32 protein-coding genes are annotated in these 26,239 nt (G+C 63.5%); 2 read left to right on the forward strand and 30 right to left on the reverse strand.

Features of this window, described 5'->3' with window-relative positions:
- Nucleotides 1-51: 51 nt before the first annotated feature.
- From MQH31_RS17600 to MQH31_RS17655, 12 genes are all read right to left on the reverse strand, one after another.
- Entirely contained in the window at nt 52-735 is a 684-nt protein-coding gene (locus tag MQH31_RS17600; RefSeq protein WP_243013112.1) for a type II toxin-antitoxin system PemK/MazF family toxin, read from the reverse strand.
- Complete coding sequence (locus MQH31_RS17605) at nt 732-1,091, reverse strand: hypothetical protein (RefSeq protein WP_243013113.1); 360 nt, start codon at nt 1,089-1,091, stop codon at nt 732-734. Before MQH31_RS17605 ends, MQH31_RS17600 begins: the two co-directional genes overlap by 4 nt.
- Nucleotides 1,092-1,093: 2 nt before the next feature.
- The gene (locus MQH31_RS17610; RefSeq protein ID WP_243013114.1) at nt 1,094-1,681 is read right to left on the reverse strand and encodes a hypothetical protein; all 588 of its coding nucleotides are present in this window, start codon (nt 1,679-1,681) and stop codon (nt 1,094-1,096) included.
- A gap of 83 nt (nt 1,682-1,764) precedes the next feature.
- Nucleotides 1,765-2,340: a hypothetical protein gene (locus tag MQH31_RS17615; RefSeq protein ID WP_243013115.1), complete on the reverse strand. Its 576-nt coding sequence runs from the start codon at nt 2,338-2,340 to the stop codon at nt 1,765-1,767.
- Between the two features lie 116 nt (nt 2,341-2,456).
- A complete protein-coding gene (locus tag MQH31_RS17620; RefSeq protein ID WP_243013116.1) occupies nt 2,457-5,423 on the reverse strand; it encodes a UvrD-helicase domain-containing protein in 2,967 nt (988 codons plus the stop codon).
- A 169-nt stretch (nt 5,424-5,592) separates the two neighbouring features.
- Nucleotides 5,593-7,545, reverse strand: coding sequence for an AAA family ATPase (locus tag MQH31_RS17625; protein ID WP_243013117.1), 1,953 nt, complete (start codon nt 7,543-7,545; stop codon nt 5,593-5,595).
- Nucleotides 7,546-7,655: 110 nt separating this feature from the next.
- Nucleotides 7,656-9,344, reverse strand: coding sequence for a vWA domain-containing protein (locus MQH31_RS17630; RefSeq protein ID WP_243013118.1), 1,689 nt, complete (start codon nt 9,342-9,344; stop codon nt 7,656-7,658).
- An 82-nt stretch (nt 9,345-9,426) separates the two neighbouring features.
- Nucleotides 9,427-10,665: an AAA family ATPase gene (locus MQH31_RS17635; RefSeq protein ID WP_243013119.1), complete on the reverse strand. Its 1,239-nt coding sequence runs from the start codon at nt 10,663-10,665 to the stop codon at nt 9,427-9,429.
- 67 nt (nt 10,666-10,732) lie between these two features.
- Complete coding sequence (locus tag MQH31_RS17640; RefSeq protein WP_243013120.1) at nt 10,733-11,128, reverse strand: hypothetical protein; 396 nt, start codon at nt 11,126-11,128, stop codon at nt 10,733-10,735.
- Nucleotides 11,129-11,467: 339 nt separating this feature from the next.
- Complete coding sequence (locus tag MQH31_RS17645) at nt 11,468-11,677, reverse strand: hypothetical protein (protein WP_243013121.1); 210 nt, start codon at nt 11,675-11,677, stop codon at nt 11,468-11,470.
- A 68-nt stretch (nt 11,678-11,745) separates the two neighbouring features.
- Nucleotides 11,746-12,717 carry a DNA-processing protein DprA gene (dprA, locus tag MQH31_RS17650; RefSeq protein WP_243013122.1) on the reverse strand — a complete coding sequence of 324 codons (972 nt, stop codon included), beginning with the start codon at nt 12,715-12,717 and terminating at the stop codon, nt 11,746-11,748.
- Between the two features lie 78 nt (nt 12,718-12,795).
- Nucleotides 12,796-13,290 (reverse strand): hypothetical protein, encoded by a 495-nt coding sequence (locus tag MQH31_RS17655; protein ID WP_243013123.1) that lies wholly within the window; start codon nt 13,288-13,290, stop codon nt 12,796-12,798.
- 72 nt (nt 13,291-13,362) lie between these two features.
- Between MQH31_RS17655 and MQH31_RS17660 the strand changes: the two genes are divergently transcribed.
- Entirely contained in the window at nt 13,363-14,043 is a 681-nt protein-coding gene (locus MQH31_RS17660; RefSeq protein WP_243013124.1) for a metal-dependent hydrolase, read from the forward strand.
- A 109-nt stretch (nt 14,044-14,152) separates the two neighbouring features.
- On the opposite strand, the gene MQH31_RS17665 is transcribed toward MQH31_RS17660, so the two are convergent.
- The 7 genes from MQH31_RS17665 to MQH31_RS17695 all read right to left on the reverse strand — a co-directional run bounded on the left by MQH31_RS17665 (nt 14,153) and on the right by MQH31_RS17695 (nt 18,845).
- Nucleotides 14,153-15,124: a hypothetical protein gene (locus MQH31_RS17665; RefSeq protein WP_243013125.1), complete on the reverse strand. Its 972-nt coding sequence runs from the start codon at nt 15,122-15,124 to the stop codon at nt 14,153-14,155.
- Between the two features lie 258 nt (nt 15,125-15,382).
- Complete coding sequence (locus MQH31_RS17670) at nt 15,383-15,736, reverse strand: hypothetical protein (RefSeq protein WP_243013126.1); 354 nt, start codon at nt 15,734-15,736, stop codon at nt 15,383-15,385.
- Nucleotides 15,737-15,802: 66 nt separating this feature from the next.
- A complete protein-coding gene (locus MQH31_RS17675) occupies nt 15,803-16,069 on the reverse strand; it encodes a hypothetical protein (RefSeq protein ID WP_243013127.1) in 267 nt (88 codons plus the stop codon).
- A gap of 53 nt (nt 16,070-16,122) precedes the next feature.
- Nucleotides 16,123-16,533 (reverse strand): hypothetical protein, encoded by a 411-nt coding sequence (locus MQH31_RS17680; protein ID WP_243013128.1) that lies wholly within the window; start codon nt 16,531-16,533, stop codon nt 16,123-16,125.
- Between the two features lie 122 nt (nt 16,534-16,655).
- Nucleotides 16,656-17,261, reverse strand: a complete 606-nt coding sequence (locus MQH31_RS17685; protein ID WP_243013129.1) for a hypothetical protein — start codon at nt 17,259-17,261, stop codon at nt 16,656-16,658.
- Between the two features lie 180 nt (nt 17,262-17,441).
- A complete protein-coding gene (locus tag MQH31_RS17690) occupies nt 17,442-17,750 on the reverse strand; it encodes a hypothetical protein (RefSeq protein WP_243013130.1) in 309 nt (102 codons plus the stop codon).
- A gap of 111 nt (nt 17,751-17,861) precedes the next feature.
- Nucleotides 17,862-18,845: a hypothetical protein gene (locus MQH31_RS17695; RefSeq protein ID WP_243013131.1), complete on the reverse strand. Its 984-nt coding sequence runs from the start codon at nt 18,843-18,845 to the stop codon at nt 17,862-17,864.
- Between the two features lie 174 nt (nt 18,846-19,019).
- Here MQH31_RS17695 and MQH31_RS17700 point away from each other — a divergent pair, with 174 nt between their 5' ends.
- Nucleotides 19,020-19,511: a LysM peptidoglycan-binding domain-containing protein gene (locus MQH31_RS17700; protein ID WP_243013132.1), complete on the forward strand. Its 492-nt coding sequence runs from the start codon at nt 19,020-19,022 to the stop codon at nt 19,509-19,511.
- 77 nt (nt 19,512-19,588) lie between these two features.
- On the opposite strand, the gene MQH31_RS17705 is transcribed toward MQH31_RS17700, so the two are convergent.
- From MQH31_RS17705 to MQH31_RS17755, 11 genes are all read right to left on the reverse strand, one after another.
- Nucleotides 19,589-20,191, reverse strand: a complete 603-nt coding sequence (locus tag MQH31_RS17705) for a nucleoside/nucleotide kinase family protein (RefSeq protein WP_243013133.1) — start codon at nt 20,189-20,191, stop codon at nt 19,589-19,591.
- A gap of 52 nt (nt 20,192-20,243) precedes the next feature.
- Nucleotides 20,244-20,453: a hypothetical protein gene (locus MQH31_RS17710; RefSeq protein WP_243013134.1), complete on the reverse strand. Its 210-nt coding sequence runs from the start codon at nt 20,451-20,453 to the stop codon at nt 20,244-20,246.
- A gap of 260 nt (nt 20,454-20,713) precedes the next feature.
- On the reverse strand, nt 20,714-22,204 hold the full coding sequence (locus tag MQH31_RS17715) for an SNF2-related protein (protein ID WP_243013135.1): 1,491 nt from the start codon (nt 22,202-22,204) through the stop codon (nt 20,714-20,716).
- Nucleotides 22,205-22,436: 232 nt separating this feature from the next.
- A complete protein-coding gene (locus MQH31_RS17720) occupies nt 22,437-22,790 on the reverse strand; it encodes a glutaredoxin family protein (protein ID WP_243013136.1) in 354 nt (117 codons plus the stop codon).
- An 83-nt stretch (nt 22,791-22,873) separates the two neighbouring features.
- On the reverse strand, nt 22,874-23,179 hold the full coding sequence (locus MQH31_RS17725; protein WP_243013137.1) for a hypothetical protein: 306 nt from the start codon (nt 23,177-23,179) through the stop codon (nt 22,874-22,876).
- 48 nt (nt 23,180-23,227) lie between these two features.
- Entirely contained in the window at nt 23,228-24,289 is a 1,062-nt protein-coding gene (locus MQH31_RS17730) for a DsbA family protein (RefSeq protein ID WP_243013138.1), read from the reverse strand.
- Between the two features lie 77 nt (nt 24,290-24,366).
- Complete coding sequence (locus MQH31_RS17735; protein ID WP_243013139.1) at nt 24,367-24,588, reverse strand: hypothetical protein; 222 nt, start codon at nt 24,586-24,588, stop codon at nt 24,367-24,369.
- Complete coding sequence (locus tag MQH31_RS17740) at nt 24,588-24,899, reverse strand: PDDEXK family nuclease (RefSeq protein WP_243013140.1); 312 nt, start codon at nt 24,897-24,899, stop codon at nt 24,588-24,590. The genes MQH31_RS17735 and MQH31_RS17740 overlap by 1 nt, the downstream gene beginning before the upstream one ends.
- Nucleotides 24,892-25,206 (reverse strand): hypothetical protein, encoded by a 315-nt coding sequence (locus MQH31_RS17745; protein WP_243013141.1) that lies wholly within the window; start codon nt 25,204-25,206, stop codon nt 24,892-24,894. The genes MQH31_RS17740 and MQH31_RS17745 overlap by 8 nt, the downstream gene beginning before the upstream one ends.
- A 23-nt stretch (nt 25,207-25,229) precedes the next feature.
- Entirely contained in the window at nt 25,230-25,748 is a 519-nt protein-coding gene (locus MQH31_RS17750; RefSeq protein ID WP_243013142.1) for a hypothetical protein, read from the reverse strand.
- Between the two features lie 61 nt (nt 25,749-25,809).
- Nucleotides 25,810-26,178 (reverse strand): hypothetical protein, encoded by a 369-nt coding sequence (locus MQH31_RS17755; protein ID WP_243013143.1) that lies wholly within the window; start codon nt 26,176-26,178, stop codon nt 25,810-25,812.
- Nucleotides 26,179-26,239: the final 61 nt, after the last annotated feature.

Genomic DNA, 26,239 nt, shown 5'->3' on the forward strand with positions numbered 1-26,239 from the left:
CGCGTGGCCACCCCCGCGGGAAAGGTCGTGCTGTCAGTTGACGAGCGCCAACTAGGCGTTAGCGCCGGTTTCGAGGGCATCGGCAACCTCGCGCATGGCGGCGGGCCGAATCTGGGACGTCTCGAAGAGGTTCCTGTAGGAATCGCGTTCGATGGTGATGAGTTCCAGTGCCCGGGTCAGCGCTTCGACCCGCTGATCAGTCGTCTGCCCGGCCAGGGCGCGGATCTCCTCAGCCATGTCGATGCCGTGGAGCTTGATGTGCTCTTCCCACTTGTGGAAGGCGCTGTAGGTGTCGGGATTGCGTCCGATGCTCAGCGAGAGCGAGAGTGCCGCGTCGATTTCGCGGGTGCGATCCTCGGGGATGGCGCCCATCTTGCGGCGCAGGCGTGAGGCGTCGACGGTGTGGATCTGTTCGCACAGAGCCATGGCGTCGCCTTTGCCGTCCGGGGCTGGAACCGGGATGTGGGTCGGGCCGCTGCGCTTGCGTGCGGCGGTCGACAGGTACACGATCTGCGCGAATCCCGAGCGCGCGTTGAGCACGTTGTTCGAGACGATCACTGCAGGTCGATCGCTCCAGATCTCTGTTCCGACGGCCGGCTTGCCGGGATCGGCGGCGACCATCCAGATGTCGCCGCGACGGTGCCTCAGCTCGGGTGTAATTCTCGGGCGCGCTGACGCGTGTGGCGGCTCAGGCGACCGAATGATGGTGGCGGGGTTGGGCGCTGTGATCGTCATGCTGCACGCATCGCTTCGCTCTCGCGATCGGCCCGCTGCGTGGCGGCTTCGATCTCGTCCGGGGTCTCCAACTCGTCGAGGTAGATCTCGATGTCGTTGTTCGCGAGCACGTCGCGAATCGTGTCCAGGTAATCCTCGGCATCCAGGGGGTGGATGCGCGTGCCTTCGGGATAGTCGGCCTGGGCCGCTTCGAGGTCGGCCTCGCGCATGGCCTCTACGACCTCGTCGGAGATCTCTTTTGTGATCGTGCCGTCCGACAGGAGGACGATGAGGCGTTCGGCGCGGGTGCGGACACTCGTGTGGAGGGTATTCTCCAGAAGTTCAGCGTCGGCGATGATCAGCAGGTGCTTGTACATGGTTATGCCTCCGGTGCGTGGGTGATGTAGACGTCTCCGACGTCCTGACGCTTGGCGTCGAACAGGTGGAGTCGTCCGTTGGTGGGTGCGAGGTGGTATTCGATGACCTTCTTGCAGGTTTCCTCGTCCGCGTTGTCGAAGAACTCGCCCGGGTAGCCCTCGGCGAGGTTCGCGGCGCGCTGGCGCAGCTCCTTGAGGCGTTCGCCGCGGGAGCCGTAGTGCTCGGCGAAGGTGGTGCCGTCGCCGTAATCGGTGAAGGCGCTGTAGAGGACAGCGGGGCCGGCATCACGGAGGTGCTCACCGAGGTGGACGTCCACGCCGCATTCGGAGTAGAGCTCCACGACCTGGGCCAGGGCCACGTCGGCATTCGCACCGCCGAAGGGCACGAGAATGTCGTCGACGAAGAAGCGGGGCACCTCGTCGTGGTTGACGAGCAGCAGTCCAACGACCGCGTCGCGGCGTTCGGACTTTGTGGCGTAGCTCTCATCGAGAACGGCCTCGAGGTCGTCGAAGACAACCGCGGTGTAGGCCGTCTCGTAGACGCGGGCGGGGGTCTCGTCGCTGGCGACGGTGGTCTTGTTCGCAGTCATCGGTGGTTCTCCTTCTGATTTCAGTTGGTTGGGGCGAGCCCGAGAGTCTCTTGGTGTGGTCGGCGTGTGCGGCGCAGCCCGTTTCAGAGCAGCTTTTCTACGGCGACAACCTCAATGAGGGCGCGCGCGATGGACAGGATTCCGTCCCACCCGGTCAAGGACCGGTCGTTCATGAGCCGTTTGGGGTCGCGGCCCACGGATCGGTACGTGTTGCTCGCGCTGTCACGGATTTCGACCATGGTGTAGTCGCAGTAGCCCTCGGGGTTCATGAGAATCGACAGGTTGAGGCCCGGCACGAGGCCGTTTTCGCGAAGGGCTTCGACGACCTTGTTGACGGTCCACTCGAAGTCGTTCTGGTCGTACAGATTGAGGCCGGCATAGTCGTTGGGTTCGAGCGTTTCGTAGCCGACAGTGAGGGCGTGGGTGATGTCCGCGTCGGTGATCTCGCTGGTATCGAGTTCGAGAAGTTCTTCGGCGGAGACGATGCGCGGTGAACGATTCTCGCGGCCGAACTGGATGCCAGCCTTCAGGAGGGCGGTGGTGAGGCTGGTCGAGACGATCTCGATCGTTTCCGTGTCCCCGAGCGGGGTGGAGCGGGGCGAGCGAAACTTGGCGCCGGGGGAGACTTTCGTCTGCACGACGATGCGATACGTGGGCATGACTTTCCTCTCATTTCAGGTATTTGGGCGCGCTGAGAAGAGAGGGGCGACCCGTATGGATCGCCCCTCACTCAGTGGCGCTGTCGTGCTGGTGGTGCGGTGGTGCTGGCGAGCGGTTAGACCGTGACCGCGGTGAACGCCGAGTCGTCCGTGACGGAGTCAGACTCGTCGTCGGAGATACCGGCTTCGAGCTCGCTGTCGAGGCGTGCCAATGCCTCGACGTGTCCGCTCGGGTCGGCGGTTTCCTCGTCGCCCTGGACGGCGTCGTCGTTCGACGTCGCTGCCCCCATGAGGATGGCCAGCGCGGCCTCGACCTCGTCGTCCGACATGATGTCGGTGTTCACGCCCTGCGAACGCAGCACGGTCAGCGCGTCACGCTTTTCGAGCGCGCCGACGAGCATCTCGTAGTCAGCCTCGATGCGAGGCTTCTTGGCGTTGCCGTAGGAGAGCACGTACATGCTCTTCATCGCCCGAGTGAAGGCGACGTAGAACATGCGCTTGTCGGCCTCCTTCATCTGGGGGTCGAACTTGTGGATGACCACGACGTTGTCGAACTCGAGACCCTTGGCGCCGTGGATGGTGCTCACAACGAGGTTGGCCTTCGCCTTGAGGTTCTTCTCCTTCCGTTCACGGTTCTTCTGGTTCATCAGCGACTGCTTGACCCCGTTGTGGCGGATCTCGTAGCCGAGGACGTTGTCGCGCAGAAGCCCGAAGAAGGCGTCAGCCGTCATCTGGCCGGCCTGGAACAGACCGAGCCATCCGTTGATGTCACTGGCGCTGGCGATCCACCACTCCGACGTCATCCGGGCCACCGATGGAGCTGCTTTCGCAGCGTTCTTGGTGAGCTGGTCGAGGTTGTCGTTGATGCCCTTGTGGATCACAAAGGCGGCGTCGGACGGGTCGACCTGGAGGACGTCGTTCCAGAACATCTTGATGTACTGGCTGAACACCGTGGTGGCGTACGTCTTGTCGCTGACGAGGTTGGCGACGTTCTCGTTCGGGAACATCTCCTGGAGCTTCTTCTCGATGATGCTGATGTCCATGCGGGCATACGCGAGGAAGGCGACCTGCTCCCCGCGCGCGAGGCACTTTTCGATGTACGGACGCACGTCCACCGCGATAAAGCCAGCCAGCTCGTCACGGAACTTCGTGAGGTACTGGAAGTGCTGGTAGTTCACCGTCACCTTCTCCTGGAAGGAGGCTGCGGTCGGCACTGCCAGCGAGTTGGCCTGAAGACGCAGCTGGGCCGCGGCGTTGGCCTCGATGTCCGCCAGGTGGACGTTTGCGAAGTCCAGAATTTCCTGGTTGCTCCGGTAGTTCGTCGTCAGCTGGAACGTCGCGAAGACGCCGGACTCCTCGAGCGCGTTGAGCGCCTTCGGGTTCGACGCACGGAACTCGTACAGCGTCTGCGAAGCGTCGCCGACGATGAACATGTTCTCGCGGTGCTTGGCCACGTACTTGAGCAGGTAGATGAACTCGAAGATCGAGTTATCCTGCACCTCGTCGATGATGAGGTACTTGCTATGGACGTGCGGTGGCTCGACCATCGTGTCGATCTGCTGGTAGGCGATCACGATCTCCAGCTCGAGGCAGGTCTGACCGATCCGGTCAAGGATCTCCATGACCTCGGTCTCGTACTTCTCGATGAACGCGTTCAGCAGCGTCGTCGCTCCGGGCTGGAGCTTGTCGACGTCCATCATCACGCGCCGGAAGGAGCGTGCGATGTCGCTGTTCGGGTAGAAGATGTCGATGCTGTTCAAGATCGTGTCGATCGAGGACAGTTCGTGCGTCGAGTGGTTCAGCGAGTAGATGTCGTGAATCATGCGCGCGATGGTCATCGACTTCACGGCGGGGTTCCTCTCCGTGATGTTGTCCGCGGCCGCGTTGGTGAAGGACAGCACGGCAATGTCCCGCGGGTCCACACCCTGCGACGTGAGGTGCTCGATGCGCCCCAGGATCACAGTGGACTTGCCGGTGCCCGCCCCGGCCTGCACGAGCGTGAGCTCTTCCGATGTGGAGATCGCTGCGCGCTGCTGAGCAGAGAAGTGACCGGGCATGACCCAGGCGCTGTTCTGCCCGGCCGGCGGGGTCGAGAGCTGCCCCTTCATGGAGTTGAGGTGCTCCAGGGTGTGCGACATGAGCAGGTTCAGGTTCTGCTTGCTCAGGGTGCTGGCGATGGCCGGCGGGCACACACCGTTGATGGTGGCATGAATGGAGCGGTACGCGGCCAGCGAGACGTTGTAGGTCTCGAGGTAGCGCAGCTGCATCGCGAGGTGATGCAGCGTCTGGTCGTCGGGCTGTCCGTTGGCGAACAGTTCGGTGATGTGACCCGAGAGGGCGTCAGCGACGCCATCGCCCGACCAGGCATCTGCCAGCCGGCAGATGCGCTCGTACACGTCGTAGTCGTTCATCCATTCGGCCATCTCGTCGATGTCGACGAAAACGCTGGCGCCGTTGGCGGCGATGTTGTGGGTGGCGTCCTTGATGAACTCTTCGATGTCGTCGAGGGGGGCGTAGCTCCACCGCATCATCGAGAACTCGTCGGTGCTCTTGAACGCCCCGTGGCTGTAGGGCGCCGAGGAGACCATGCGGACCTTCTGCGTGGTCGACCCCTTGGCGAGGACGTAGATCTCCATCCGGTAGAGGACGTTGAGGTCCTTGCTGATCTTGTCGCCGTTCTCGTCCTTGTGCAGCACGATGCCCTGGGGCGTCATGTCGAGGAACACGTCGTAGTCGAGCGTCGTCGCGTTGTTCGTGACGTCGTAGCGGTCGGTGTCGAACGGCACCGCGTAGCCCAGGCCCTTGGCGGCGTTGTGCTCGACCGAGTACTGCGCAAGCAGACCCATCGGGATCGTGAAGGTGGTCACGTTGCTGCCGGAGCTCTTGGTCTTGGCCGTCACAGCGGTCGTGGACATGGTCCGTGCGCTGGAGCCCAACTGGTAGCGGCTCGGGCGGACGTACTGGTTCAGGAGACCGACGGTCTTGCCCGAACCGGTGAGCTCGCTGCTGAAGTATTTCGGGGTGAGTGCTTTGACCGCGGTGGCCGAGGACAGTGTGGTGAGGTCATCGAGCTGAATAGGCATCGTCTGGCTTCTCTCTGGTTATTTTCGCTCTGCACCGGAGGGGTGCGAGCGGGATGGCTTTGCGTTGGGGATGGCGCTGCGCTGCGTGGTACGGCGCGGCTGATACGGCGAATTCGACGCGAAAGGGGAGGAGTTTTCACCCCTCCCCTTCTTTTCCCAACGGGACGCGTTATGCGGTGACGAGATCCTCATCCAGCGGCGCCGCCGTGCCTACGACCGGAATGGCCGGTGCAGTCGGGAAGCGCGCGGCGAGGACCGCGTCTTCGATGAGCAGACGCGCGGCAAGTTCTGCCGGGCGGGCGCCCTGGTCGACCAGGAAGGTCTCCTGCACAGTGCGGGCCAGGAGGTCCGCGTCGATCGACGTCGGGATGAGCATCGCAGTCAGAGGGTCTGACTCGACGATGCGCTCACGCTCGCGGGTGTAGCTCGCGACGAGGATCTCTTCGTAGGTTTCCCGCGACAGCGGGGCGAAGGCGATCACCTTGGAGAACCGACCCAGGAACTCCGGGTCGAAGTTCTCCTGAAGGGCCTTGGTCAGCTCCTGCGCCGTGAGGCGGCGGGGACCGTTTGAAGCCGTGAATCCGATCAGCGGCTTGTTCATCGACTCGCGTGCGGCGTTGGTGGTGGAGATGATGATCGTCTTGGAGAAGTCGATCACCTTTCCACTGGCCATCCGCATCCAGCCCTCGTCGAGGGCTGTCAGAAACAGACGGTGGATCACCTTGTGCGCCTTCTCGATTTCGTCGAGGAGGATCACCCGGTACGGGTTGGACTCCAGCGTGTCGAACGGCAGCTCCTTGTCGGATTCGCTGCCCACGTAGCCGGGCCCCGCACCGATCAGACGCGACGCGTCGTACTCGCTGTGGTACTCGCCCATGTTGAGCATGATCGGCGGCTGGTTGGTGAGTTCCTGAGCGATGATCTTCGCGACCTCGGTCTTGCCGACACCCGAAGGGCCCGCGAACATCCAGGCCATCGGTTTCTTGCGCGGGAACGCACCCAGGTCGTCACGCCGCAGCGCGTCGATCAGTTCGGCAACGATCTCGTCCTGCCCCTTGATACGCCCGAGTTCGGTGAGAACGCGGGTTTCGTCGTAGGACTCTTTCGCAGCCAGGCCCGTCATCAGCCGCACAGCCACCGCGCGCAGTTTCGATTCCCCGAGGGGGATCGTCGCTACGCTCTGGATGGCCTGCGCCGCGGCGAGGTTGCCCATGGCAGTCGCTTTCGCGATCGCGGTGCTGTGCGCAACGACGGTGTCAGCCATCGCGCGGTCGAGCAGGGTGAGGGCGTTGTCCGGTCGGTGCGAGGACGCACGGGAGTTCTCATCAGCGATGACGGCGAGCTTGGTGAGCACGTCGTCGGAGACGGAGACCTTGTTCTTGTAGTGGGTCAGGTACGAGGCCCGAGCGGAGAACAGGACCGCCACCGTCTGCTCACGAGTGAGCTCGTCCACGATCAAGCGGGAGAAGCGTCGCTGGAAGGCGGGGTCGTTGTCGAAGGCGCGCGCTTCGTTCATCGTCGTTGCGCCGATCAAGTGCATGTCCCCGCGGGCCAGTGCGGGCTTCAGGATCTGCGACACCTTCTTGAGGGTGGGGTCGTGCTTGTCCAGGAGCTGGTGGATCTCGTCGATGAACAAGATGACCTTGTTCTTCTTGTTCGTGGCGAAGTCGACGATCGCTGCGAGACGCTCCTCGAGCTGGCCCACGATGCCTGCTCCGGCGACGAGGTTGCTGAGCGGCAGCTCGTAGACGGTGTACCCGGCCAACTGCGCCGGAATCAGGGGATTTTTCGTGACGATGAGCCGCGCGATTTCCTCCGCAATGCGAGTCTTGCCGACGCCGGCGGGGCCGACGAGCAGCGGGTTCGGCTTGTTCTTTCCGATGAGCACCGAGACTGTCTGCGAGATGAGCGCATCGCGGAACAGGGTGGGGTCGGCGTTCTTGAAACGCTCGTTGTAGTCGATGAGCATCTCTTTGATGTCGTCGAGCTGCCCGGTGACGCCGCCCATGCCGGGGTAGGGAGGCATGTTGCCGCCGCCGGTGCCGCCGTTGCCGCCGCCGTTGCCGCCGCCGTTGCCGGTGGTGTCGTCGTCGTTCGGGTTCGTGTAGTCGCTGAGTCCCATGGTGGGTGATTTCCTCTCGTAGTTCGAGTGAGTGTGACGGGGCGTGCCTCGACGCGAGTTGAATCCCTGATGGAATTCGCGTCGAGGCACGCCCTAGTCATTCGGACAGGTCAGGCGACCAGACCGATGAGCCGTTGCGCGATGGCCGGCTCGATGTGACGCATCGACTTCGAGAAGTACCCGGCGGACTGGACGATGGTTTTCCAGTTCATGCTCGAGCACGGCGCGTAGTAGAGGTTCGCCGGATGCTGCTCGCGCTGCGTTGACGGTGACCACTCGAAGTCAGTGACGACGAGGGAGAGCCGGCGCTTGCGCTTCTCTGAGACGTTGATGTACTCCCAGATCTGCTTGTAGTCGGTGCCCCCGGTGACCTTGGGCAGCTTCCGGAACTCCTCCCAGATCCGCAGCACGGACTTGTCCTTGGTGCGGAGAAGGATCTCCTGGGACATGACGTGCGAGAACGAGTTGAAGTACAGGTCGACGTTGAGCTTCTTGGCGAGCTTGATCAGCATCAGGACGGCCTGCTGGTAGTTCGCCTCGGAGATGGATCCCGAGGTGTCGATGTAGATGTGCAGGTCGGGCAGGTAGTGCGTGGAGGTGATCTTGCCGGGCCGGTTGAAGTCCAGCGGATCGCGACGATTCGCCTTCGAGAAAGTCGTCTTGGTCTTCTTCAGCACGTTCTGCGAGCGGCTGACCTCCTTCATCCGGCGAAGCACCCGGAGGAGACCCTTTTCGATCTCGACCTTGGTCGGGGCCTGCTTGCGGAAGGTGATCTTGGCCGAACGACCGGTCAGCGCGCCCTTGTTGCTCTGGGCATTGGCTGCTCGCGCTGCGGCTTTCGCCATGGCGCGGGGCATCGCGGTGAGCTTGCTCAGCGCCCTGTTCGAGATCACCTTGATGGGCGAGGCGACGGAGGCGTTGATGAGCCTCCACTCGTTATCGACCTTCTTCGGCGTCGCGCGCGCGTGCGCCTCGACGTTGACGAGGATGATCGTCCGCGGCAGGTAGAGCTCCGAGATCACGAACGGCAGGGTGCCGGCCAACGGCTGGTTGCCCCACACGGTGGCGTTCTGCTGCTGGTACTGCATCAGCATGTGAACGATGATCCGGGCGAACGAGTACTCCTCATTGGCGTCCGAGTCGTCCTTGCGCAGGACGTAGCCCTCGGCGAGGCCCTTCAGGTTTGTCTGGGCGAAGTCGTTGAGCAGCTTCAGGGTAGCTCCGGGCAGGACGGCCGACAGGTTCGCAGTCTGCAGCATCAGCCAGGCGGTGAAGTCGTCGAAGGCGCCGGCTGTCTGGAACCAGAAGCCCAGGGCTTCCGGCGAGTACGTGTAGGCGATGCTGGCGAAGAATTCGCCGTCGTCCTTGGCGTGGCCGCCGAGGAGGCTCTTGGCTGTGGGGATCACGTCGTGAGCCGCGGTGTAGATCGTGCGCGGTCCGGGGTTGGGCAGTCGGTGCGAGTGCCCAGCCTGGACGACGAAGAGCTCGTTCACGAGCAGTGGTGTGTTCTGGTCATAGTTGACCAGCCCCTGCTGGAGGAGTGATTTGATCTCACCCTCCGCCTGCGCATCGACAGTGGGACCCACGGCGCGAAGGATGAGCCCGAGGACGTCCGTGTCGGCCACGGCGTGGTTCCGTTGGTCCGTCACGGAGACGGTGCCTCCGGCGGTGAGGGGCTCGAAGAGTGGCTCGACGATCGACTTGAAAATGGCGGCGACGGGGTCGTAGTCCCCGTTGATGGGGAGGGTGTGCACCGGATTGATGATGGCGGGTTTCTGCCCGCCGAGCGTGAGAGCCACGGCTCCTCCTAAATTTCGTGTGGGTGTAGAAAAGGGACCCTCTGCAGGTTGCAGAGGATCCCTTTCCGTCGGTGAGTGCTGGTTACGGCATGAATGCGCTGAGCATGAGTTTGGTCGACTCGCTCACCGTGGTGGTCGTGCCGAAGAGCGCCTGAACGTTCGTGTCGTCGAGCATTGACTGTGCAGCGAGCTGCACCAGAAGGCGGAGGTGGTCGCCCTCAATCGTCGGAGTCTGCTGGGAGAGCTGCTCGATGATGACCTTGTTGTCGGCGTGCTCGTACAGTGCGTAGAGCAGTGATCCGGACTTCTCGTGAAGCGTCAGACCGCTGATGAGGTCCTCGAGGTCGGTGACCGACTGGGCCAGCTTCAGGCTCGCGAAGCAGTTCGGCTTCGGGGCCGTCAGGGACTGGATCTGGGCGGCCGCACCGGAGTTGATCCCGGTGGCGATCTCCGCAACGAGGTGCGTTGCGAACTCGGTGTTGCCGATGTGCGCTTCGATGACCTCGTTGAGCATCGTGGTCTCGCGACCGTTGGTGATCATCTGGGTCTGGAGGTACTCCTGGAGCTTCGTCGGGTCCACAGCATTGAGCCAGCGGCTGATGCTCTGGATCGTGCGAGGCGTGGTGAGCTGGAGCATCTCTTCGCCGGAGTCGAGCAGGTCGCTGTAGCTGGCCTTGGTGGCGTCGTCATCGTCGTCGTCGGTTCCGTCGACCAAGATGGCGTTGGGCGCACCCTTCTCGAAGACGAGGTGCGGGAAGCGCACCAGGATGTTCTTCACGTAGGGGTTCAGCTCTGCGCCGAGGATCGCGATCAGCGTCTGAGCCTCGGGCTCGACGTGGTAGATCGAGAAGCGCGAGACGCTGGCGTCATCCAGGGCGACCACGTTGCCCTTGTCGTTTCCGGCGACGACGATGCGCAGGTTCTCCGGGAGGATCTCCTTGCCCAGCTGGCGCAGGGTGATCATCGTCAGCACCGCGGAGGTGACGTCCGGCGTCGTGCGGTTGATCTCGTCGAAGAACAGGACGGGCCACTCGCGCGGGTTCAGGCGGGCATACTCGATTGCCTGCTGGACGACCATGTGCGGGTAGAAGACCTGGTTCCAGCTCTTGCCGTCATCGGTGGGCACGAGGCGTGCGCCGGTGAGGTCGGCCTTGTCGGCGAGCTGGTTGCACGGCAGCACGAACGCTTTCGTGTCCATGGCCAGGGCCAGGGCCTCGACGAAGGAGGACTTGCCGATTCCGGGCTCGCCCATCAGGGCGGGAACGGAGCCGATCTCGAGGTCGATGCGGATGATCTCGGTGAGGGTTTCGTTGAACTTCATGACGGTAATTTCCTTGTCTGTTCGCGGCGCTGTCGCTACCGGTGAATGGGTGGTCGTTGAGCGAGGCTCAGTCGAAGTGGACGGGGAGTTCGGAGACGATAAGGTCTGCGCGCTGGTACATCGCGAGCAAGCGGGCGGCGGCGCTGAGCGGGTTCCCTCCGAGGGGGTCGACGATGACGATCACGAGATCGGGCGGTGAGTTTTCACCGCTCATCGGGTAGGTGAAGAGGCCGTGTTTTTCACCGAACGCGACCACGGAGTCGGCGCTGAGGGTGTCTCCCGGCTGGCTCGGGTAGAGCAGCCGGTCGTCGAACCGGATGAGTTTCGCCAGCACGGCGTCGATTCGCGACTCGTACTCCGGGCTGGTGGCTTGGGCCACCGGGGCGCAGATATATACGCTCCGGCCGCCGCTGCGTAGCGATGCGTGGCTCACACGGGCAGCCATGACGGTTCTGCTGGTCACGATCTCTCCTCAGGGTCTGGTGGGTGTTCTCGGGGTGTTTTTTTGGGTCACCGGTATCGGCTCGGAACCCACAGGAGTGGGAAGAGCCTTCGTTTAGCGGCAGGCCGGGCAGGGCCCACGCCCCTGCACCGGCAGTCGCAACCTCCCCCGGCTGCGCCCTGCGCAGCTGCTCTGGCCGCAACGAGGGCAGAGCGCATTCGCGCCATGCTCACGCAGTGGAGGACGCCGAGCCTCTGTCGGCGTCCTCTCTTGTGCTGCTTTTCACCACGAAACCTTGGTCATCCCCGGGGTCCGCTGTGCGGGCACGGGCAACGCAGCGCGTTTCGGCCGCTGTCAGCATTAGGGAGTGTCGTCGGTGCGGATTTCCCAGACAGCAAGCAAGCCGTCGTCATCTCGCATGACGCCTTCCGACAGCCCGCTGCCGTCCAGGAGCTCGTTGTGGAGTTCGCCGGCCTTGGCGGCGACGACGGAGAGGTCTTCACGTTCGTTTCCCGTACGGAGGAGCGTGAACGCGAGGGTGGTTCGGGTGGTTCGGGTGGTTCGGGCCATGGTGGGCTCCTCTGGTGGGTTGGTGTTGGGGGACAGGTGCGCGGTCAGCGTCTAGAGATCGGGCGTGCTCATGCGGTCAGCTCGACGATCTCGCCGACGGACGTGATGCAGGCCGCACCAGACTCCCGGATCAAGCGGTGGCATCCCGCGCTGGCGGGTGAGGTGATCGGCCCCGGTACGGCGCCCAGGGGGACGCCCATAGCGGAGGCATGTGAGGCCGAGTTGAGAGAGCCCGATCGGAATCCGGCCTCGACGACGACGAGGGCGTCAGCCAGCGCCACGATGATGCGGTTCCTGGACATGAAGCGCCATCTAGTCGGCGAGGTGCCCGGGGGCATCTCGGACACGACTGCGCCGTCGTCTGCAATTCGCTCCAGCAGGGCCTCGTGGCCCGACGGGTAGGAGCGATCCACTCCGCCGGCGAGGACGGCAATGGTCTTGCCACGGCTCGCGAGCACAGTCCTGTGAACCATGCCGTCGATGCCGTATGCGGCTCCGGCCGTCAGAACGTACCCGCGGTCGACCAGCCCAGCTGCGAGCTCCATGGCTACGTGTTCGCCGTACCCGGTGGCCGCGCGAGCTCCAGTCAGACCGACGATGTTGCGCTGCTGGTTCAGCAGTTCAGCGTCACCGCGCACGTAGAGGATCACCGGCACGGTTTCTCCCAGGCGGGACTCGAAGCGTTCGCCGGGCCAGTTGTCGTCGCCGGGGATCACGGTCTGGATGTTGTGCACCGTGAGCTGCGCGAGCACGGCGGCGAACTCGGCGGCACCGTGGCGAGGAAGCCAGCGCGCCATGCCGACGCGGTACTCGAGGTCCTCGGCGTCGAGCACGGCATCGACCAGGCCGTCAGCGCGCGGTGCGGAGACCCACGGCCAGCCCTGAAGATTCGGCTCGATGACCGAAAGCACAGACTCCAGCGTGGTGTCGAAGTGGTTGCGGTAACGGTGGGCGATCACGTCCCCCGGCTCCGTGAGCAGGGACCAGGCGATCCGGGCTTCACGCTCGTTGGTGGGAAGCGCATCGTTGATTGCGGTCATGATGGTCCGTTCTGCCCGGAGCCCGAGCTTTGAGAATTGGTCGCTCAGGTGAGCGGGTGGTAGCGCGTAGCGCGTGGCCTAGACGGTTGCCGCTCGGGCAATGCCGTCGTGGTCGGAACGACGAATCGGGATCGGCGCGTAGGTGGTGTGGTTGGAACCGGAGAAGAACTTCTCGAAGGTTTCGGGCGCGAAGGCCGGCGGCACAGCCACGTCGGCTTTGGGCAACCCTGCCGAGCGAATCGCGGCGGCTTCGAGGTTCTTCTTTTCGGCAACCCGGATCAGGGCGTTGTGGTTGCGTTCCTTGGTCGCCATAGAGGTGTCGTAGTACGCCCGGTTCCGGGCGTTGAGCTGCACGCATCGAGCGTCAGCGGATGCATGGTCCGCGAACCAACCCTCGTCGACGACGAGAGCCTCTTCAGACGCGGGGCGGTTGTCCTGGTCGCGGTGGTTGTAGCTGCTTTCGATGACGTAGACGACAGCGTTGATGGCGTCGAGTTCGGGCTCGAGCGCTCCTTCCGGCTCTGCGGCGGCGGTCGCGGCGACGGGGGTTTCGAGTTCGGTGCTGATAGGCATGGAGCCTCCTCAGATAGGATTAGGTAAATGCTCGTAAACGAGCACATACGCAGTGATTGAGAGTTGATCTGGATGATGGGGCACAGCCACCTAGTGGCGAACGGTGCGATCGCGGCGACCGCATTCGTCTGGCTCGGCGCGCTGCGCGATCAGACGAGTGCCACGGCCGTCACCTCAGATGCTTGGATCCGCGAGGTGGCGTCTTGGCCGACGAGCATCATCGGGCAGGGGATCCCCGCCTGGGTGGGCGATCACCCGGTGAGTGGGGCAGCGCAATGGATTTGGGCATGGCTGTTTCCCCATGAGGGCGCCGGCGGGGTCGTTTACCTCGTCGCTGCGGTCTTGCTGCTCGCTTTGGGCACGCTGGTCCCTGATCTCGACTCGAAGCATTCGATGCTCGGTCGCTGGCTGCCTTTTGGCATGCCGGGGCCGCATCGCGGCCTGTTGCACACGGACTGGGCGCTGATTGCGCTCTTCGTCGTAGCGCTCGCCCCGCCGACCCGGCTGATCGTCTGGCTCTGGCTCGGGGCGTGGCTGCATTGCGCGATGGATGGGCTGAGCGCGTCGGGTCGAGCGCGTTTCTATCCGCTCGGGCGGTACCGGCTTGTCCGCTTGCCTAGTGGCGAGGTCTCCGTGGGGCAGACGGGAAGACACGTGGCTCTGTATCAGGCAGGGGGGACCGGTGAGTGGGTGCTGCTCGGCGGGTTGCTTGCGGCATGCGCGCTTGCGATTGCCGCTGCGCTCCGCCCTTGAGCATCCACAGCGAGCCGGCGACGGTCACGATGATGAGGATGCCGACTGCAATGGCTGTAATGAGGATGGCGCGGGTGATGGGGTCCAAGGGGCGCCTCCTTTCAAGGGGCTAGTCGCGAGCGTCTTCCGCGGCTTGGTCGCCGAGGCGACGTGCCACGAGAGCTACCGCTGCGTTGAGCAGCAGGGGTAGCCCGTTACGGATCTCGTCGTGCTTTTCACGGTGCGGGAGAATGCGGGTCGCAGCCTCGTAGATCAGCCAGGACTTGACTGACTCATCGAGGACCGCGTCAGGTTCGGCGTCGGCAATGGCAACGAGGATCGGCCTCATGCGGTTGTAGAGCACGCCGAGGGCCGAGAACTCGAACCGCGAGTAGTCCGAGTTGAAGTCCTCGAGAGACTTCTCCAGAGGCTTGCGCGTCATCAGGTCCAGGATCTGTTCGAGCCGCGGGATCTCCGGGCGTTCGGCCGAGAGGTCGAACTCGGACGTGGGCGCTTCGATGGCGCCTTCGGCCAGCGTCGCGTAGAGCAATTCCCACGCGCCGGGCTCCAGGTCAGGGTGCAGCCGACCGGCGGGGACGGGGACTCGGGTGAAGGTCACCCAGTGGTCGAGGAGGATCTCGTACCAGCCGTGCTCTTCTTTCAGGACCTTCTTGCCGGTGGCGATCGGGTACTCCCAGAAGTTCGTCGGAAGTGGGAGAACCAGGTGATAGCCCTTGCCGCTCATCGACAGCTCGGAGTAGAAGTTGGGGAGCTTCAGGAGCTCCAGGGCGATGTCCGGCGGGCAGGTCTTTTCGATGTCGAGCACCACGAAGCCATCGGTCTGAGCGCGTAGGTAGAACGCGTTGTTCGCCGCGGCGGGCAGGAAGTCGACCATGTTGTCCAGCGTCACGAGGCACTCGTCGCTGATCTCGTGCGCGCCCCAGATGCGCCCGGTCTTCATGAGTTCGCGCATGTTGATGGGCATCTTCTCGTTGTCCGAGACGGTCCATCGGGGGATGTCGGCGATCGCGTTGATGATGGGGTTGCTGTAGAACTCCGGGAAGGCGGCCCGCGTGTTTTCAGGGGTGTTCTCGTCTGGCATGGGCCTTCTCGTTTCAGTTGCTTTGCGTCGGTGCGGAGGCTGATCCGACGCTCTTGGACGGCGTAGTAGGACAGGTCGATGTCTTCGACGATGCCCGACTACAGCGATTGGGAGATCTTCGCTCGTCGTGGGAAGCCTCACGTCGCGGGGGAGCACCACGGGAACCGATAGGTCGCCAAAGTCTCCTCGTAGACCACGATAGTGATCGTTGCCTCGTCCGCTTCGTTCAGGACGTCGTTCTTGGTCTGCGGGTATCGGTCACCGGGTTCCCGCCGGGTGTGCAGTTCGGCGTGCGAGCACGTGCTCGCGACGGTACTTGTCGACGTTCTCTCGAATCATCAAGCCAAATGAGCTGGCGAAAATCATGAGGAGCAAGATCACCATCATGACCGGGAGGATAGCGGGAAGCGTGTCCCAGAATTCCAGGTCGCCGGCGTAACCGTTGAGGACGATATATGCCACGAGGCTGACGAGGAACAGGTTCCCGGTCAGGGTGAGTGCATTGCCGAACAGTGCGAATTTGAGAGGCACGAGTGGTTTTGCGGTGTCGCGGATTTTCAGAGTGTTTGGCATGAGCGGGGTTGCTTTCTGGCGTGGCGGTGCGTTGTCCACACCGGGGGAGAGTCTGCGAAGGGCCCGAGGTGTGCCCGGACCCTTCGCTGTGATCGGAAGTGCGGACTACTCGCCGGCCAAGACCTCGGGGGCAGTCAGGGTCTCGGCGGTGATCTCGATGTCCCGTTCGGTGACGGCATAATCCTGCTCGTTGACCTCGTCGAGCAGCGTGACGCCGAGGACGTCGGTCTCGAGCGCGGAGAGTTCCTCGACGGTCGTCGGCAGGCCGGCTTCCTCGAGCTGCGCCTCCGTGAGGCGGTAGGTGGTCGTGATGGTCTGCGTCATCGCGATGGTGATGATCGAGAGCGGCTTCGTGGTGGTCGTGGTCGTCATTTCGAGGCTCCTTGGAAGAGGTTGATTGTGAGGTGGGGCGAGTGGGTGCGGGTTCACGCAGCGAGGTCAACGAAGCGGTCTGCGCCGCCGGGCCAGGAAGTGATGCTGCGGGCCCTGTGGTTGGGCACCACGGGCGCGGGGAGGCCGCTGTAGAGGACGGTGACGTTCTCGGAAGCGCATACCTGCTCCAGCGCGCGCAGGGCGTCAGCGATGGTGCCGTCGTAGTTGACCTGCACCGACGACCCGTACTTGCGTGAGGGCTTGATCGGCGCCTGAATCGAGGGCGGCCCGAAGAACTGGGGCGCGTTGACGACCGCGAACGGTCCGTCGAGGTCCCGGCAGACGTAGGCAAAGCGCGTTGCGGCCGCGCCGGTGGGTCGAGTCACGAAGACGTGAAAGCCCTGCACGAGCGCTTCGTCGAGAACCGCCTTGAGAGCGTCCTCGATCTTGATGGTGTCGTTCACGAGGGTGACTCCTTGGTCTGAGTGGTGGGTCGTTCGGGGTACGAAAAACGTCCCGGCCGTGATGGCCGGGACGTTGGTGTGAGGGGTCGGTGGTTGGTGGGTGAGGGGACGAAGAGTGGCGATCAGGCGGCGGCGATCGGGGGCGTGGCCGTCGTCGGCGCGGCTACCCACCTGAGTGACTGGTTTTCGACTAGCCCGGCCACTTGGCCGGACCGAAGATATGGCGCGAGCGCCTCGACAATTGCGGCGTCAACCAAGTCACGCTCAAGCCACGGCAGCTCAGCGTCCCTGAGATATTTAGCTCGTGGGTTGACGAGTCTGTCATCTGATTCGAGCTGTGGGTTGGCCGTCCAGAGGGCCAAGAAGTCATCACCATTCCGGTAGTCGACGTCCGGTTTGATGAAGCCGACCCCCCGTAGGTTGATCTTGGTGATCAACTTGGAGCGCTTGTTGCGGTGTCCGTAGACACTGAGCACGCCATCAACATCAGTTGTCGTCACGCTGGTGTATCGGAATTTCGGTTTCCTAGTCACGGCCCACAGGATCACGAGACCGAGAACGATCATTCCGATAAGGGCGAGCAACGTAATGCTGGTAGCAAACCAGAAAGGATCGGAAATCTGGCTGTGCGAGAGTTGGGCTGAGTGAAGCGTCAGCGCCCAAATCATTCCGCAGATGAGTAGCAATGACACGATAATGCTCGTCCAGACCTCTTTCATGTCGACCATGGTCGTGCCTCCGTTGTTTGCTGGTTTTCGAGTGTTTATTGAGTGTATTCGGCTGCAGAGTCACCCGCTTCATCGCGGGGATTTCTGCAAGCGTGGCCGCCTGTTCGCCCAGGCAATGCGCAAAAAACGTCCCGGCCGTGATGACCGGGACGTTGGTGTGAGAGGTAAGTGAGGGCCTGTTTAGACGGGGAGTGGGTGGTCGCGACAGTAGGTCGCGATGTTCTTCCGAATTGCATATTGGGCGATGGTCGCGCCGGTTGCCAGCGAGCAGACGGCCGTGAACAAGGCGATCGCGAGGACGAGCCGATGGGGTGTTTGAGAAGACGCCTGCGGCAGGAAGCTGGCCGCGTAGACGAACATGGCGAAGAAGATCACGGTGGTGATACCCAGCAATCCGACTACTGCAACCATTTCCTTGCTGGCAAACAGGGCGACCCTGAGGGGTATAGCGATCCGCGGATCGGCATCGGCGCTTGGTTCTTTCGACATGGTTGCGTGGCTCTTTCTCGTCGCACCCGGCTCATCGCTGGAGTGAGGTATGAAGAAGGGCCCGAGGCGAATGCCCCGGACCCTTCAGTGTTTCATGGTGATGCGGGTGTGCTAGCCCTGGTACGCGGCAGCGGCCTGTCCGGGGACGTCCCACGGACCCGCGGCACCGACCGGCGCGGAAGGCACCGGTGCGTCGAACGGCGAACCGCCGCCGGAGCCGTTCTGGGCAGCTGCCTGCTCAGCGATCTGCTGCTGGAGACGGGCGATCTGCTGCTGCGGGGTCTCCACCGGCGCGGCGACGGGCGCTGCGACCGGGGCCGCGGCGACGGGTGCCAGAACGGCAACCGGCGCGCTCAGGGGGAACGCCTGCGCCGAGAGGCTCGGGACGGGAACGATTCCCTGCGCTCCGGCGGTCGGAACGGCGTAGCCGTGGCTGTCTGCCTGGCTGTTGGCCGGGACGGCAGCTTCGGGGTACGCGTCGTTCGACGGGAACGCGGCGGCCACGGCGGTCGAGTCCGCACCAGCGATGGCGCGGATCGGGCCGTTCACGACGATGCCACGGGCCGCCAGGGCCGGGACGTCCAGGCCCGCGGAGGCGAAGTAGCGCACCGGCTCGGAGAGCACGATCTGCTGCAGGCCGATGCCGCGCTTCTCGTAGTCGCCGTTCTTGAAGACCTGGAGCACGAGGGTCACCTCGATGCCGCTGGCGAGGTCGCGCTCGAGCACGAGCTGGCGGTACTGGCCGGGGTTCTCCGGGTCCATCTCGAGCACGGTCGGTAGGTAGGCCGACTTGTTGTCGAGGCTGTAGCCGGTCTTCCCGGCGTTGTCGCCGCTCTTGACGGTGTACGTCTTCTCCTGGACGAACTGCTCTTCGGTGGTCGGCGCGGCCGGGTTGGCGGCGAGGACCTGCACGTCGACGAGGTTGACCGTGGTGTGCGGGACCTTGGTCGGGTACAGCTGGCCGCGCTGCTTGGCCTGTTCGATGCTCCTGAGGAGGGCGTCGCCGTCGACGAGCTGGGCGAGGCGCGAGAAGGAGACCTTGCCGCGAACGAGAATCTGCTGGCCTTCGCGAAGGCGCTCTGCGGGGATGCTCATTGTGAGCCTGCTTTCTTTGGGTTTCTAAGTGGTTGCGAGATATGGCTTTGCTGGGTTTACTTTTGGGTTTACTATTGCGGGCTCACCATGCCAGCATATTGTGTATTAGACTGGAATACGAGCAGAATCGAGTGTCAACGAGGCAGTCTTGCTCCTTCCTGAAAGAGCATGGGGATGCAGATGGCCAACGACTTGAACACCGAGGTACAGCCGGTTGGACCAGTCCGCACACGCAGCTCACTGGGATACGGAAAAGGCCCCTTGGTGGCTGGCGTTCTCGTCGCAGCTGTCCTGATTCCGGTACTGATTCTGGGCGGGGTCGGCGCGACGAGCGCGATGACCGCCGTAGCCCCAACACCGGCTTCCCAGTCGCAGACAACGGCTCCGCCGACAACTGTTCCCGGGACCGCAGTACCGGGGACGGATGCTCCCGTAACACCCCCGGATCGCGGTAGCGATCAGACCGGGGTACCCGCACAAGCGGATCAGGTTTACTACATCCAGGACGGCGACACCCTCACGTCGCTGTCCGCTCGTTTTGGTATGAGCATTGATTACATCGCCAACTACAACGCAGTACGCGATGTCAATGTCATCTCCGAAGGAGCTGTTCTGAGGGTGCCGTTCATCTACCTTCCACCGGCGGCAGGTAGCCCGGCCAGCTGATCTCGTCGCAGATCAGCAGCCGCCCCCTTCTCACCGCCACAGCGGGGAAGGGGGCTTTTGCGTGTCGGGCGTTGCGCTCAGCGGCGCCCCTTGTGCCGGTCAGAGGTCATGCTCAGCACGGCGTCGACCTGCGCGTGTAGTGACGCGAGCGAGCCGTTGTTCACGATCAGGAAATCGTGCCCGATTGCGGTGATCTCCGCGCTGTGCACGGCGAGTTCGCCGTGCTCGCAGGCCTGGCCGGCCCGGTCGACACGGAAGATGAATCCACCATGCTCTCGCACCCACGCGGCTTCTTGCGGGGTGCGGCAATCGGTGATGACCACCGGGATGCCGCGGCGCAGGGCTTGCACTCGTTTTTCGACGCGGTCGATCCAGAGGCGTTCGCCGTGGATCATCCAGCCGCCCTCAGTGCCGGTGCGGCGGAGAGGGCCGTGGACGCCAGCGTGCTTGCGTGCTTCGTCCCAGCCGACCCGATCAACGTAATCAGCGAGCATCTCAAAGGGCGCGCCGGAGGGGTTGCCGGTGCTGATCACCGGTGGGTTGATGGCGTACAGGGCTTTGCGCATGTCATCAGCGAAGGCCTCGCGGGTGAAGCCGTGCACGGCGGCGAGGTGCTCGCCGACGGTGTCTTTTCCGGATTGGGCAAGCCCGGTCATGGCGATGATGAGCCTCTCGGCCATCGGTGTCTCCTGGTTCTGCTGGTGCCGGTCTGTCGAATGATGTTCGGGCGGGTTACAGCGGGTTGAGGTCGAGATCTCCCAGAAGCTCGGTGGCTTCCAGGCTCGACGCGTGTTCTTGGGCGTCTGCCTCGGCGAGGGCGTCTCCCAAGGCGCCAACTGTCAGGGCAGACACGTCGGCGACGGTGAGATCGACGCAGACGAGACCCGGCAGGATCTCGATTCCGGTGTCGTCATCGGCGCTGGTGTGGCGGGCACTGTGCACGTTTGACCTACGCCTTGGCGGGTCGGACCGTGACGCTGGCGTCAGGTCTGTTCGCGGCTTCCGCTTCGGCCATCCTCTCGGCGGTGCTTCGGTCGACAGGCCCTCCTCGTTTCTTTCCATTCACGCGGACGAGGTACTGGTTCGTGGCGGTGTCAGTCATGATGAATGCCCTTCTACGTGTTGATGGTTCGGTGACGGCGCCACCTTGATAGGTGGCGCCGTCGTGGGTTCTCGCGCGCGGATTTGGCCTGTTGAGCCGCCTACACCGGGCTGAGGTCAAGGTCTCCGAGGATCTCCCGGATGTCGTCGTCGAAGTCGTAGATCTCGACACGAACCGCATCGAGCAGGCCGTCCTGCACGAGCTTCTTGCGAGCGAGGACGCCAGGCATCTTCGCGTCGCGGGTGCCCTTCGTGATGAGCCGCCATATCTGCACCGGGTGCAGCTGACCCATGCGCGCGAGGCGCGCGTTGGTCTGCTGGTAGTGCTCCAGCGAGTCGGGCAGGGTGTACCAGATCAGCGTGTGGCCGCCGTCCTGAAGATTCAGGCCGTGGCCCGCGCTGGCGGGCTGGAGCAGCATGACGGGGATGTTCCCGGCGTTCCATCGCTGGATCATGTCCCTGCTGCCGTCAAATCCCTGGACGTTGTGTCCGGCGGCCGTCAGGTACTTGAGCAGCTGTGCTTTGTCGGACTTGAACTTGTAGGCGATGATGACGGGTGAACCGCCGTTGTTACGGATCAGGTACTCCGCCATGGAGAGCTTCTCTTCGTGGATGACCGCATAGTTGTGGATTGCGTCGGTGTACATGGTCCCCGAGGCGAACTGGAGCTGCTTGCCGTAGAGAATCGCGGCGTTGTCGGCCGTGATCGTCACCGTGCCCGGGTTGCTCGGGTCGGGACTCGCCAGGTCGATCACCAGTTGCTTGGTGAAGTCCTTGTACGCGTCCATGGTGTCGGCGTCGAGGGTGATATTCACGTCGTCGATGGAGACGACGGGCATCGGGATCTTTGTGTTCTCGGCGCTCATCACCTTGTGCTTGACGAGCGCGTGTATCAACTCGTCGGCACCCGGCCGGAGCTCGTACGCGACCCGCGTGGTGCCACGGATGGGCACTTCGTAGAAGAACCGTTCGCGATACGCGGTGATGTTTTTGCCTAGCGCGAGGCCACCGTCGAGCAGGTACATCTGGCTCCACAGGTCCATCAACCCGTTGGGCGTCGGCGTTCCGGTGAGTTCGATTATGCGGACGGCGGCCGGCGCGACCTGTGCGAGAGCCTTGAACCGGACGCCTGCATAGCCCTTGAGAGTCTGAGACTCGTCGATGATCACCGTTTGGAACGGCCAGAGTATGGTTTCGTCGCGGCCAACTTTCTGTCGCGGCAACTCCTTGATGAGGTCGTCGATGAGGTCGACGTTGATGAAATACATCGTCGGCGGATCTGAGAAGATCTGCTCGTATTGCTCAAGGCGTTTTTTCCGGGTGAGTTTCTTGTCTCGCTCGTTCACGATCAGGCTCCGCGTGCGGAGTGGGAACCCCCATTTCTGGATTTCGTCGACCCAGGTGGACCGCGCGATGTTGACGGGGGCGACGACGAGGATGTGACCGGTTGGTCGGACGGTGGCCAGCGCCGCCAGGGTGCTCAAGCACTTCCCGCCGCCCATGGTGAGCCAGATCCCGCATTTCGGATGTTGGATGATGAAGTCTTTGACGACCTCCTGGTGAGGCATCAGTGTGGGCATGGTGAATGCCATGCGGCGACTCCTCTCGGGTCAGATGTGATGAGTGGGCGGTTTTTGGGCGCGCTGAAGGTGCCGCGCACGGGGCGCACGGTGGGACGGGTTTTGGGCGCGAAAAAGCGCCGGGCGCTTCCCTGTATTGAGGGGAGTGCCCGGCGCAGCAGTCTGGCTGTTTGGGTCTAGCGCGTGAGACGGAGGGCGAGCGACTGCTAGGCGGGCATCAGCCCGTCACTCAGTCGCTCGACGCTCATCGGGCGACGCGCTGGTCCTCGGGGATCAGCTGTCCGACCTCGTCAAACTGCTTGACCAGGTCGAGCATCTTGTCGATGCGGGCTCCTGCCCACCAGTCAATTCGTGCGTGGTCATTGACGACAACGACGGGCATCTGCCGGCCGTACGTCTCGACGACGTGTTCAAACGGGGTCCGGCCGCCGAACTCCTCGCGGGGTGCCGTGTCTTCCTGGACGTTGATCTCCCTGTACGGGACGCCGCGGCGGTCCAACTGCTTCTCTGTGTTGGTGCAGTTCGTGCAGTCGTTCTTGCTGAAGATGGTGACGGTGATGGCGGGTGCCTCCACTGTGACGCCGGTGTCGGCAGTCATAGATGATTCCTTCCATGGTGGATGCAGGGATTTCCTGCTCACCGAGTCTATCTACTCGTAAACGAGCATTTTACGAGTCACGATCAGGCTGGGGTCGAAGCCGCGCGGAACTCGGCGACGCGCGAGTCGAGCTCTGCTTCGATGTGCTCGCGCATCCGGACCATTCCGTCCAGGAAGGTGCCGGTTTCATTGGCGTCGCAGTTCACGGGCCCGATTGTTCTGGACAGGTTGGCTCTGACTTCAGCCAGCACCTCGGCCTTTGCGGTCGACGCGACGGCAGCCAGGCCGACGGCGTGCGCTTCCCAGCCGGAGCCCACCAGCATCGGTGCGCTCCCGTTGTGTGACAGCCATTCGTTCATGGCGGCGGAGTAGACCTCTTGGGTCTTCATACGGGTCCTTTCATCGGGTTCGGCGCCGGCGTGCGGTATCCGGCTGGTTTACTTCAGGTCGCCGACGGAGACGAGGCCGTCGTGGCGGCGGCCGTCGAAGATGATCGTCGGGATCTTCACTGTGTGGATGCTCTCCTCGACCGTCTTCTTGTTGGCCGCGATGATCTGCGTGATCTTGTCGGATGCCGCGACGGAGGTGATCGAGGCAACCTGCGCCGGGCTCAGGCCGAACTCGGCTGACCAGCCCTGGAGTAGCGCGTCGGCCGCCGCCGGCTCTGCTTCATTGATCACGCTCTGCCAGGAAACTCCCGCGTCGTTCTTCTCGGAGTAGATGCGCTTGAGGATCTGCCAGTCGACCGGGGTGGCCGCACTGTCCAGCGGGTTCAGGCGCAGCGCTTCGAGGTACTGCGTGACGAGCAGCGAGTTCTTGAACTTGTAGCCGGTCGCCGACTGGATTGGGTATGCGATGTAGGTCAGGTTCTCCTTCTTGTCGAAGCCACTCGCCTCGATGTTCTGGAACAGCTGCAGGCAGTAGGTGCAGCCGGGGTCAATGACCTCGAGCGCTGTCTCCTTGCCCGAGTCGAAACCGTTCAGGTAGCTCGCGTTGGCCGGGAGGTACGTCGTCGCGCCCCAGTTCTGCATCCGGCTCGGGATGGCGGAGAAGGTCTCACCAAGGCTGGCGAACTCGTTGCCGAAGGCACCGACGATGTCCCAGGCCGCGATGGAATCGCCGAAGCCCGGGGTCTGGTCGGGGATTGAGCACGCCTCCGCGCCGAGGCTGCAGGACGCCGAGTCCTGCTTGTTGCAGGTTCCGTAGACGTAGAGGTTGACGCCGCTCTTGACGACCTCGTACCCGCTCCAGATGGTCGTCAGGATGATCAGCACGGCGACGACCTCGAGGCCGATGCTCGCGGGCTTGACCAGGCCGGGCCTGCGCGCGGCGATCGGGGCCAGCAGGTGATCCTTCATGTCCTGTTTGAAGGTGGTGTCACAGGGCCGAAAGGTCATCCGGCGGAAGGTGCAGTTCCACGCCTTCGCGAGGTATTTGCGGTAGCGGGCGGAGACGGCCGCCATGAACAGGAGAACGATGAATGCTGCGATGCAGAACACTGGGGAGATGCCTTTCGTACGGTGCGCAGCAATGGCTGGAGCCCGAGGTGGTTATTCAGGGAGTGGTGGGCCGAGGTTCAACAGAGGCATTCTCCGTTCAGTGCAATCTCGGTGAAGCAGCCGGCGCAGACAGCACCCAGCGGCTTGGGTTCGGGGCAGACGTCGTGCGCCCACCCGTAGGGGGTGGAGATGATCGGCGTTTCCGCGGCGTACCGCTCTTCACAGATTGAGCAGGTGCCCGAATGCATGGCCAGGAACGTTCTCGCGGTCACGGGTTCAGCGGTAATTTGTGCAGCCATCAGGCGGCCTCCACTTCTGTCTTGAGTTGTTGATTAGCGAGCAGCTCCGTAACGAGGTCGTCGACCTGCTCGCGGGTGTCGATGACGCGGACGTCCGCGCTGGCTTCGCGCATCTCCCGGATACGCACGCGCTGGAGCGGGCTAGGGACCCCTCCGGGCGCCTTTGTCTCCACGAAGAGCGTGCGGCCGGCAAGGATGACGATTCGATCGGGGACGCCCGTGATGCCGGAGAGGAACTTCAGGCACATTCCGCCGGCGGCCTTGACGCGGCGGACGAGGTAACCCTCAACGTAGAACTCGGCTTTACCCATTGGCCGGGGCCTGTTCTGGTTCGGGGGACACCCTCGTGAACGGCGCGTACATCGACAGCATGGGGGCGTAGAGCTTGGAGCGCGTCGTGCCGTTCTTGTCGGTCCACGAACCGTCGGTGTTGAGCGTCCACGGCTCGTTCTCGGGGTCAAGATACGGGCCGGGTTCGATCGGGACGGAGGCCAGCTGCAGACGCAGGCGCCGGTCGATGCGATCACGCCCTTCTTCGTCGATGGTGTCCGGGTAAGCGTCGAGGGGTAGCAGCCGGGGTTGCGGCTGCGTCGTTCGACGCGACTTTCTTAAGCGCATGAGGGATTCCTCTGTGAGACGGTCTAGGTGGTTGGGATCTTGCCGGTAGCGATGACGCGGAACCAGCCGGATCCGTATTTGAGGTCGGCGAGACCCTCTTCGTTCAGGGCGATGAGTCCAGCCCTGATCGCCGCAGCGGAGAGGCTGCTGAGCTTCGCCGCGAGCTGGCTGAATTCGACGGCCTCACCGGAAGCCGGGAGCGTGGCGAAGACTGCCTCGCGTGCGGAAATGGTCACGTCCCATTTGGCATCTGCGTCGGGGGCGTCGAGCCAGTTCCAATAGCGGTCGGCGAGGCCGGTCAGTTCGTCCTTGACCTCGGCGTACCACTCAGCCGGCGACAGGCCCGACGCGCTGCCTATCGCGTCGAGAACCGATAGAGCGTCGCCGAGGCCGTCGGCCACAATGTCAGTGCGCAGCGCGCGGGCTGCGATCTTTGCGGGGTCGGTCAGCGCGTGTATTGAGGCCGATTTGGCAGCTGCGTCGAGGGTCGTGTCTTCGAGGAGCGTCTTGATCTGGGTGAGTGTGGCGTCAAGCTGCGTCATGGTGGCTTCTTTCCTTGCTGCGTGTATCGGGTGGGCGCACTTTGATGTGCGGGCTTGGAAGTTACTCGGCTTCGTCGGCCGTTTCGATCTCGTCGGCCTCAATCAGGCCGAGAGCGAGGAGAGCCGCTCCGAGATTCCGGAAGTCTCCGGGCTCGAGACTGCGAGAGCTGGGCATGAGCGCGACGTCTTCGCGGTAGTTCGCGAGGGCTCCGAGGTGGATCGCGTTGAGCGCGTCGAGACCTGTGTGCATCCGGTTGTAGACCGCCTTGGCGGTGATCCAGCGCAGCGCGGAGTACTCGGCATCCTCGGCAATGCAGTCGTTGAATTCGACCGTCTGCACGGCCGAGTTGGTGAAGTACTCGTCGATGGCGTCGCCAGCAGAGGTGGCACTTTCGGCGTCCTCGTTGTGGAACGGGGTGTGGTTGGGCATGGGTGCCTCTTTCGTATCGGGGGTGCAGTGGACGTCGGTGCGGCTTGCAGCCACGCGGCTC

It is taken from the genome of Cryobacterium zhongshanensis, assembly GCF_022760445.1.
In the GTDB taxonomy this organism is placed as follows: Bacteria; Actinomycetota; Actinomycetes; order Actinomycetales; family Microbacteriaceae; genus Cryobacterium; species Cryobacterium algoricola.

What these genes read in the sequence shown, in the direction of transcription:
- MQH31_RS17600 (WP_243013112.1), bottom strand. Translation starts at nt 735, where the DNA reads ATGACGATCACAGCGCCCAACCCCGCCACCATCATTCGGTCGCCTGAG.
- MQH31_RS17715 (WP_243013135.1), bottom strand. Translation starts at nt 22,204, where the DNA reads ATGGCATTCACCATGCCCACACTGATGCCTCACCAGGAGGTCGTCAAA.
- dprA (WP_243013122.1), bottom strand. Translation starts at nt 12,717, where the DNA reads ATGACCGCAATCAACGATGCGCTTCCCACCAACGAGCGTGAAGCCCGG.
- MQH31_RS17740 (WP_243013140.1), bottom strand. Translation starts at nt 24,899, where the DNA reads ATGGGTAAAGCCGAGTTCTACGTTGAGGGTTACCTCGTCCGCCGCGTC.
- MQH31_RS17720 (WP_243013136.1), bottom strand. Translation starts at nt 22,790, where the DNA reads ATGACTGCCGACACCGGCGTCACAGTGGAGGCACCCGCCATCACCGTC.
- MQH31_RS17725 (WP_243013137.1), bottom strand. Translation starts at nt 23,179, where the DNA reads ATGAAGACCCAAGAGGTCTACTCCGCCGCCATGAACGAATGGCTGTCA.
- MQH31_RS17610 (WP_243013114.1), bottom strand. Translation starts at nt 1,681, where the DNA reads ATGACTGCGAACAAGACCACCGTCGCCAGCGACGAGACCCCCGCCCGC.
- MQH31_RS17675 (WP_243013127.1), bottom strand. Translation starts at nt 16,069, where the DNA reads ATGACGACCACGACCACCACGAAGCCGCTCTCGATCATCACCATCGCG.
- MQH31_RS17620 (WP_243013116.1), bottom strand. Translation starts at nt 5,423, where the DNA reads ATGCCTATTCAGCTCGATGACCTCACCACACTGTCCTCGGCCACCGCG.
- MQH31_RS17635 (WP_243013119.1), bottom strand. Translation starts at nt 10,665, where the DNA reads ATGAAGTTCAACGAAACCCTCACCGAGATCATCCGCATCGACCTCGAG.
- MQH31_RS17745 (WP_243013141.1), bottom strand. Translation starts at nt 25,206, where the DNA reads ATGCGCTTAAGAAAGTCGCGTCGAACGACGCAGCCGCAACCCCGGCTG.
- MQH31_RS17735 (WP_243013139.1), bottom strand. Translation starts at nt 24,588, where the DNA reads ATGGCTGCACAAATTACCGCTGAACCCGTGACCGCGAGAACGTTCCTG.
- MQH31_RS17645 (WP_243013121.1), bottom strand. Translation starts at nt 11,677, where the DNA reads ATGGCCCGAACCACCCGAACCACCCGAACCACCCTCGCGTTCACGCTC.
- MQH31_RS17750 (WP_243013142.1), bottom strand. Translation starts at nt 25,748, where the DNA reads ATGACGCAGCTTGACGCCACACTCACCCAGATCAAGACGCTCCTCGAA.
- MQH31_RS17625 (WP_243013117.1), bottom strand. Translation starts at nt 7,545, where the DNA reads ATGGGACTCAGCGACTACACGAACCCGAACGACGACGACACCACCGGC.
- MQH31_RS17655 (WP_243013123.1), bottom strand. Translation starts at nt 13,290, where the DNA reads ATGCCTATCAGCACCGAACTCGAAACCCCCGTCGCCGCGACCGCCGCC.
- MQH31_RS17685 (WP_243013129.1), bottom strand. Translation starts at nt 17,261, where the DNA reads ATGGTCGACATGAAAGAGGTCTGGACGAGCATTATCGTGTCATTGCTA.
- MQH31_RS17665 (WP_243013125.1), bottom strand. Translation starts at nt 15,124, where the DNA reads ATGCCAGACGAGAACACCCCTGAAAACACGCGGGCCGCCTTCCCGGAG.
- MQH31_RS17615 (WP_243013115.1), bottom strand. Translation starts at nt 2,340, where the DNA reads ATGCCCACGTATCGCATCGTCGTGCAGACGAAAGTCTCCCCCGGCGCC.
- MQH31_RS17690 (WP_243013130.1), bottom strand. Translation starts at nt 17,750, where the DNA reads ATGTCGAAAGAACCAAGCGCCGATGCCGATCCGCGGATCGCTATACCC.
- MQH31_RS17660 (WP_243013124.1), top strand. Translation starts at nt 13,363, where the DNA reads ATGATGGGGCACAGCCACCTAGTGGCGAACGGTGCGATCGCGGCGACC.
- MQH31_RS17700 (WP_243013132.1), top strand. Translation starts at nt 19,020, where the DNA reads ATGCAGATGGCCAACGACTTGAACACCGAGGTACAGCCGGTTGGACCA.
- MQH31_RS17755 (WP_243013143.1), bottom strand. Translation starts at nt 26,178, where the DNA reads ATGCCCAACCACACCCCGTTCCACAACGAGGACGCCGAAAGTGCCACC.
- MQH31_RS17695 (WP_243013131.1), bottom strand. Translation starts at nt 18,845, where the DNA reads ATGAGCATCCCCGCAGAGCGCCTTCGCGAAGGCCAGCAGATTCTCGTT.
- MQH31_RS17605 (WP_243013113.1), bottom strand. Translation starts at nt 1,091, where the DNA reads ATGTACAAGCACCTGCTGATCATCGCCGACGCTGAACTTCTGGAGAAT.
- MQH31_RS17705 (WP_243013133.1), bottom strand. Translation starts at nt 20,191, where the DNA reads ATGGCCGAGAGGCTCATCATCGCCATGACCGGGCTTGCCCAATCCGGA.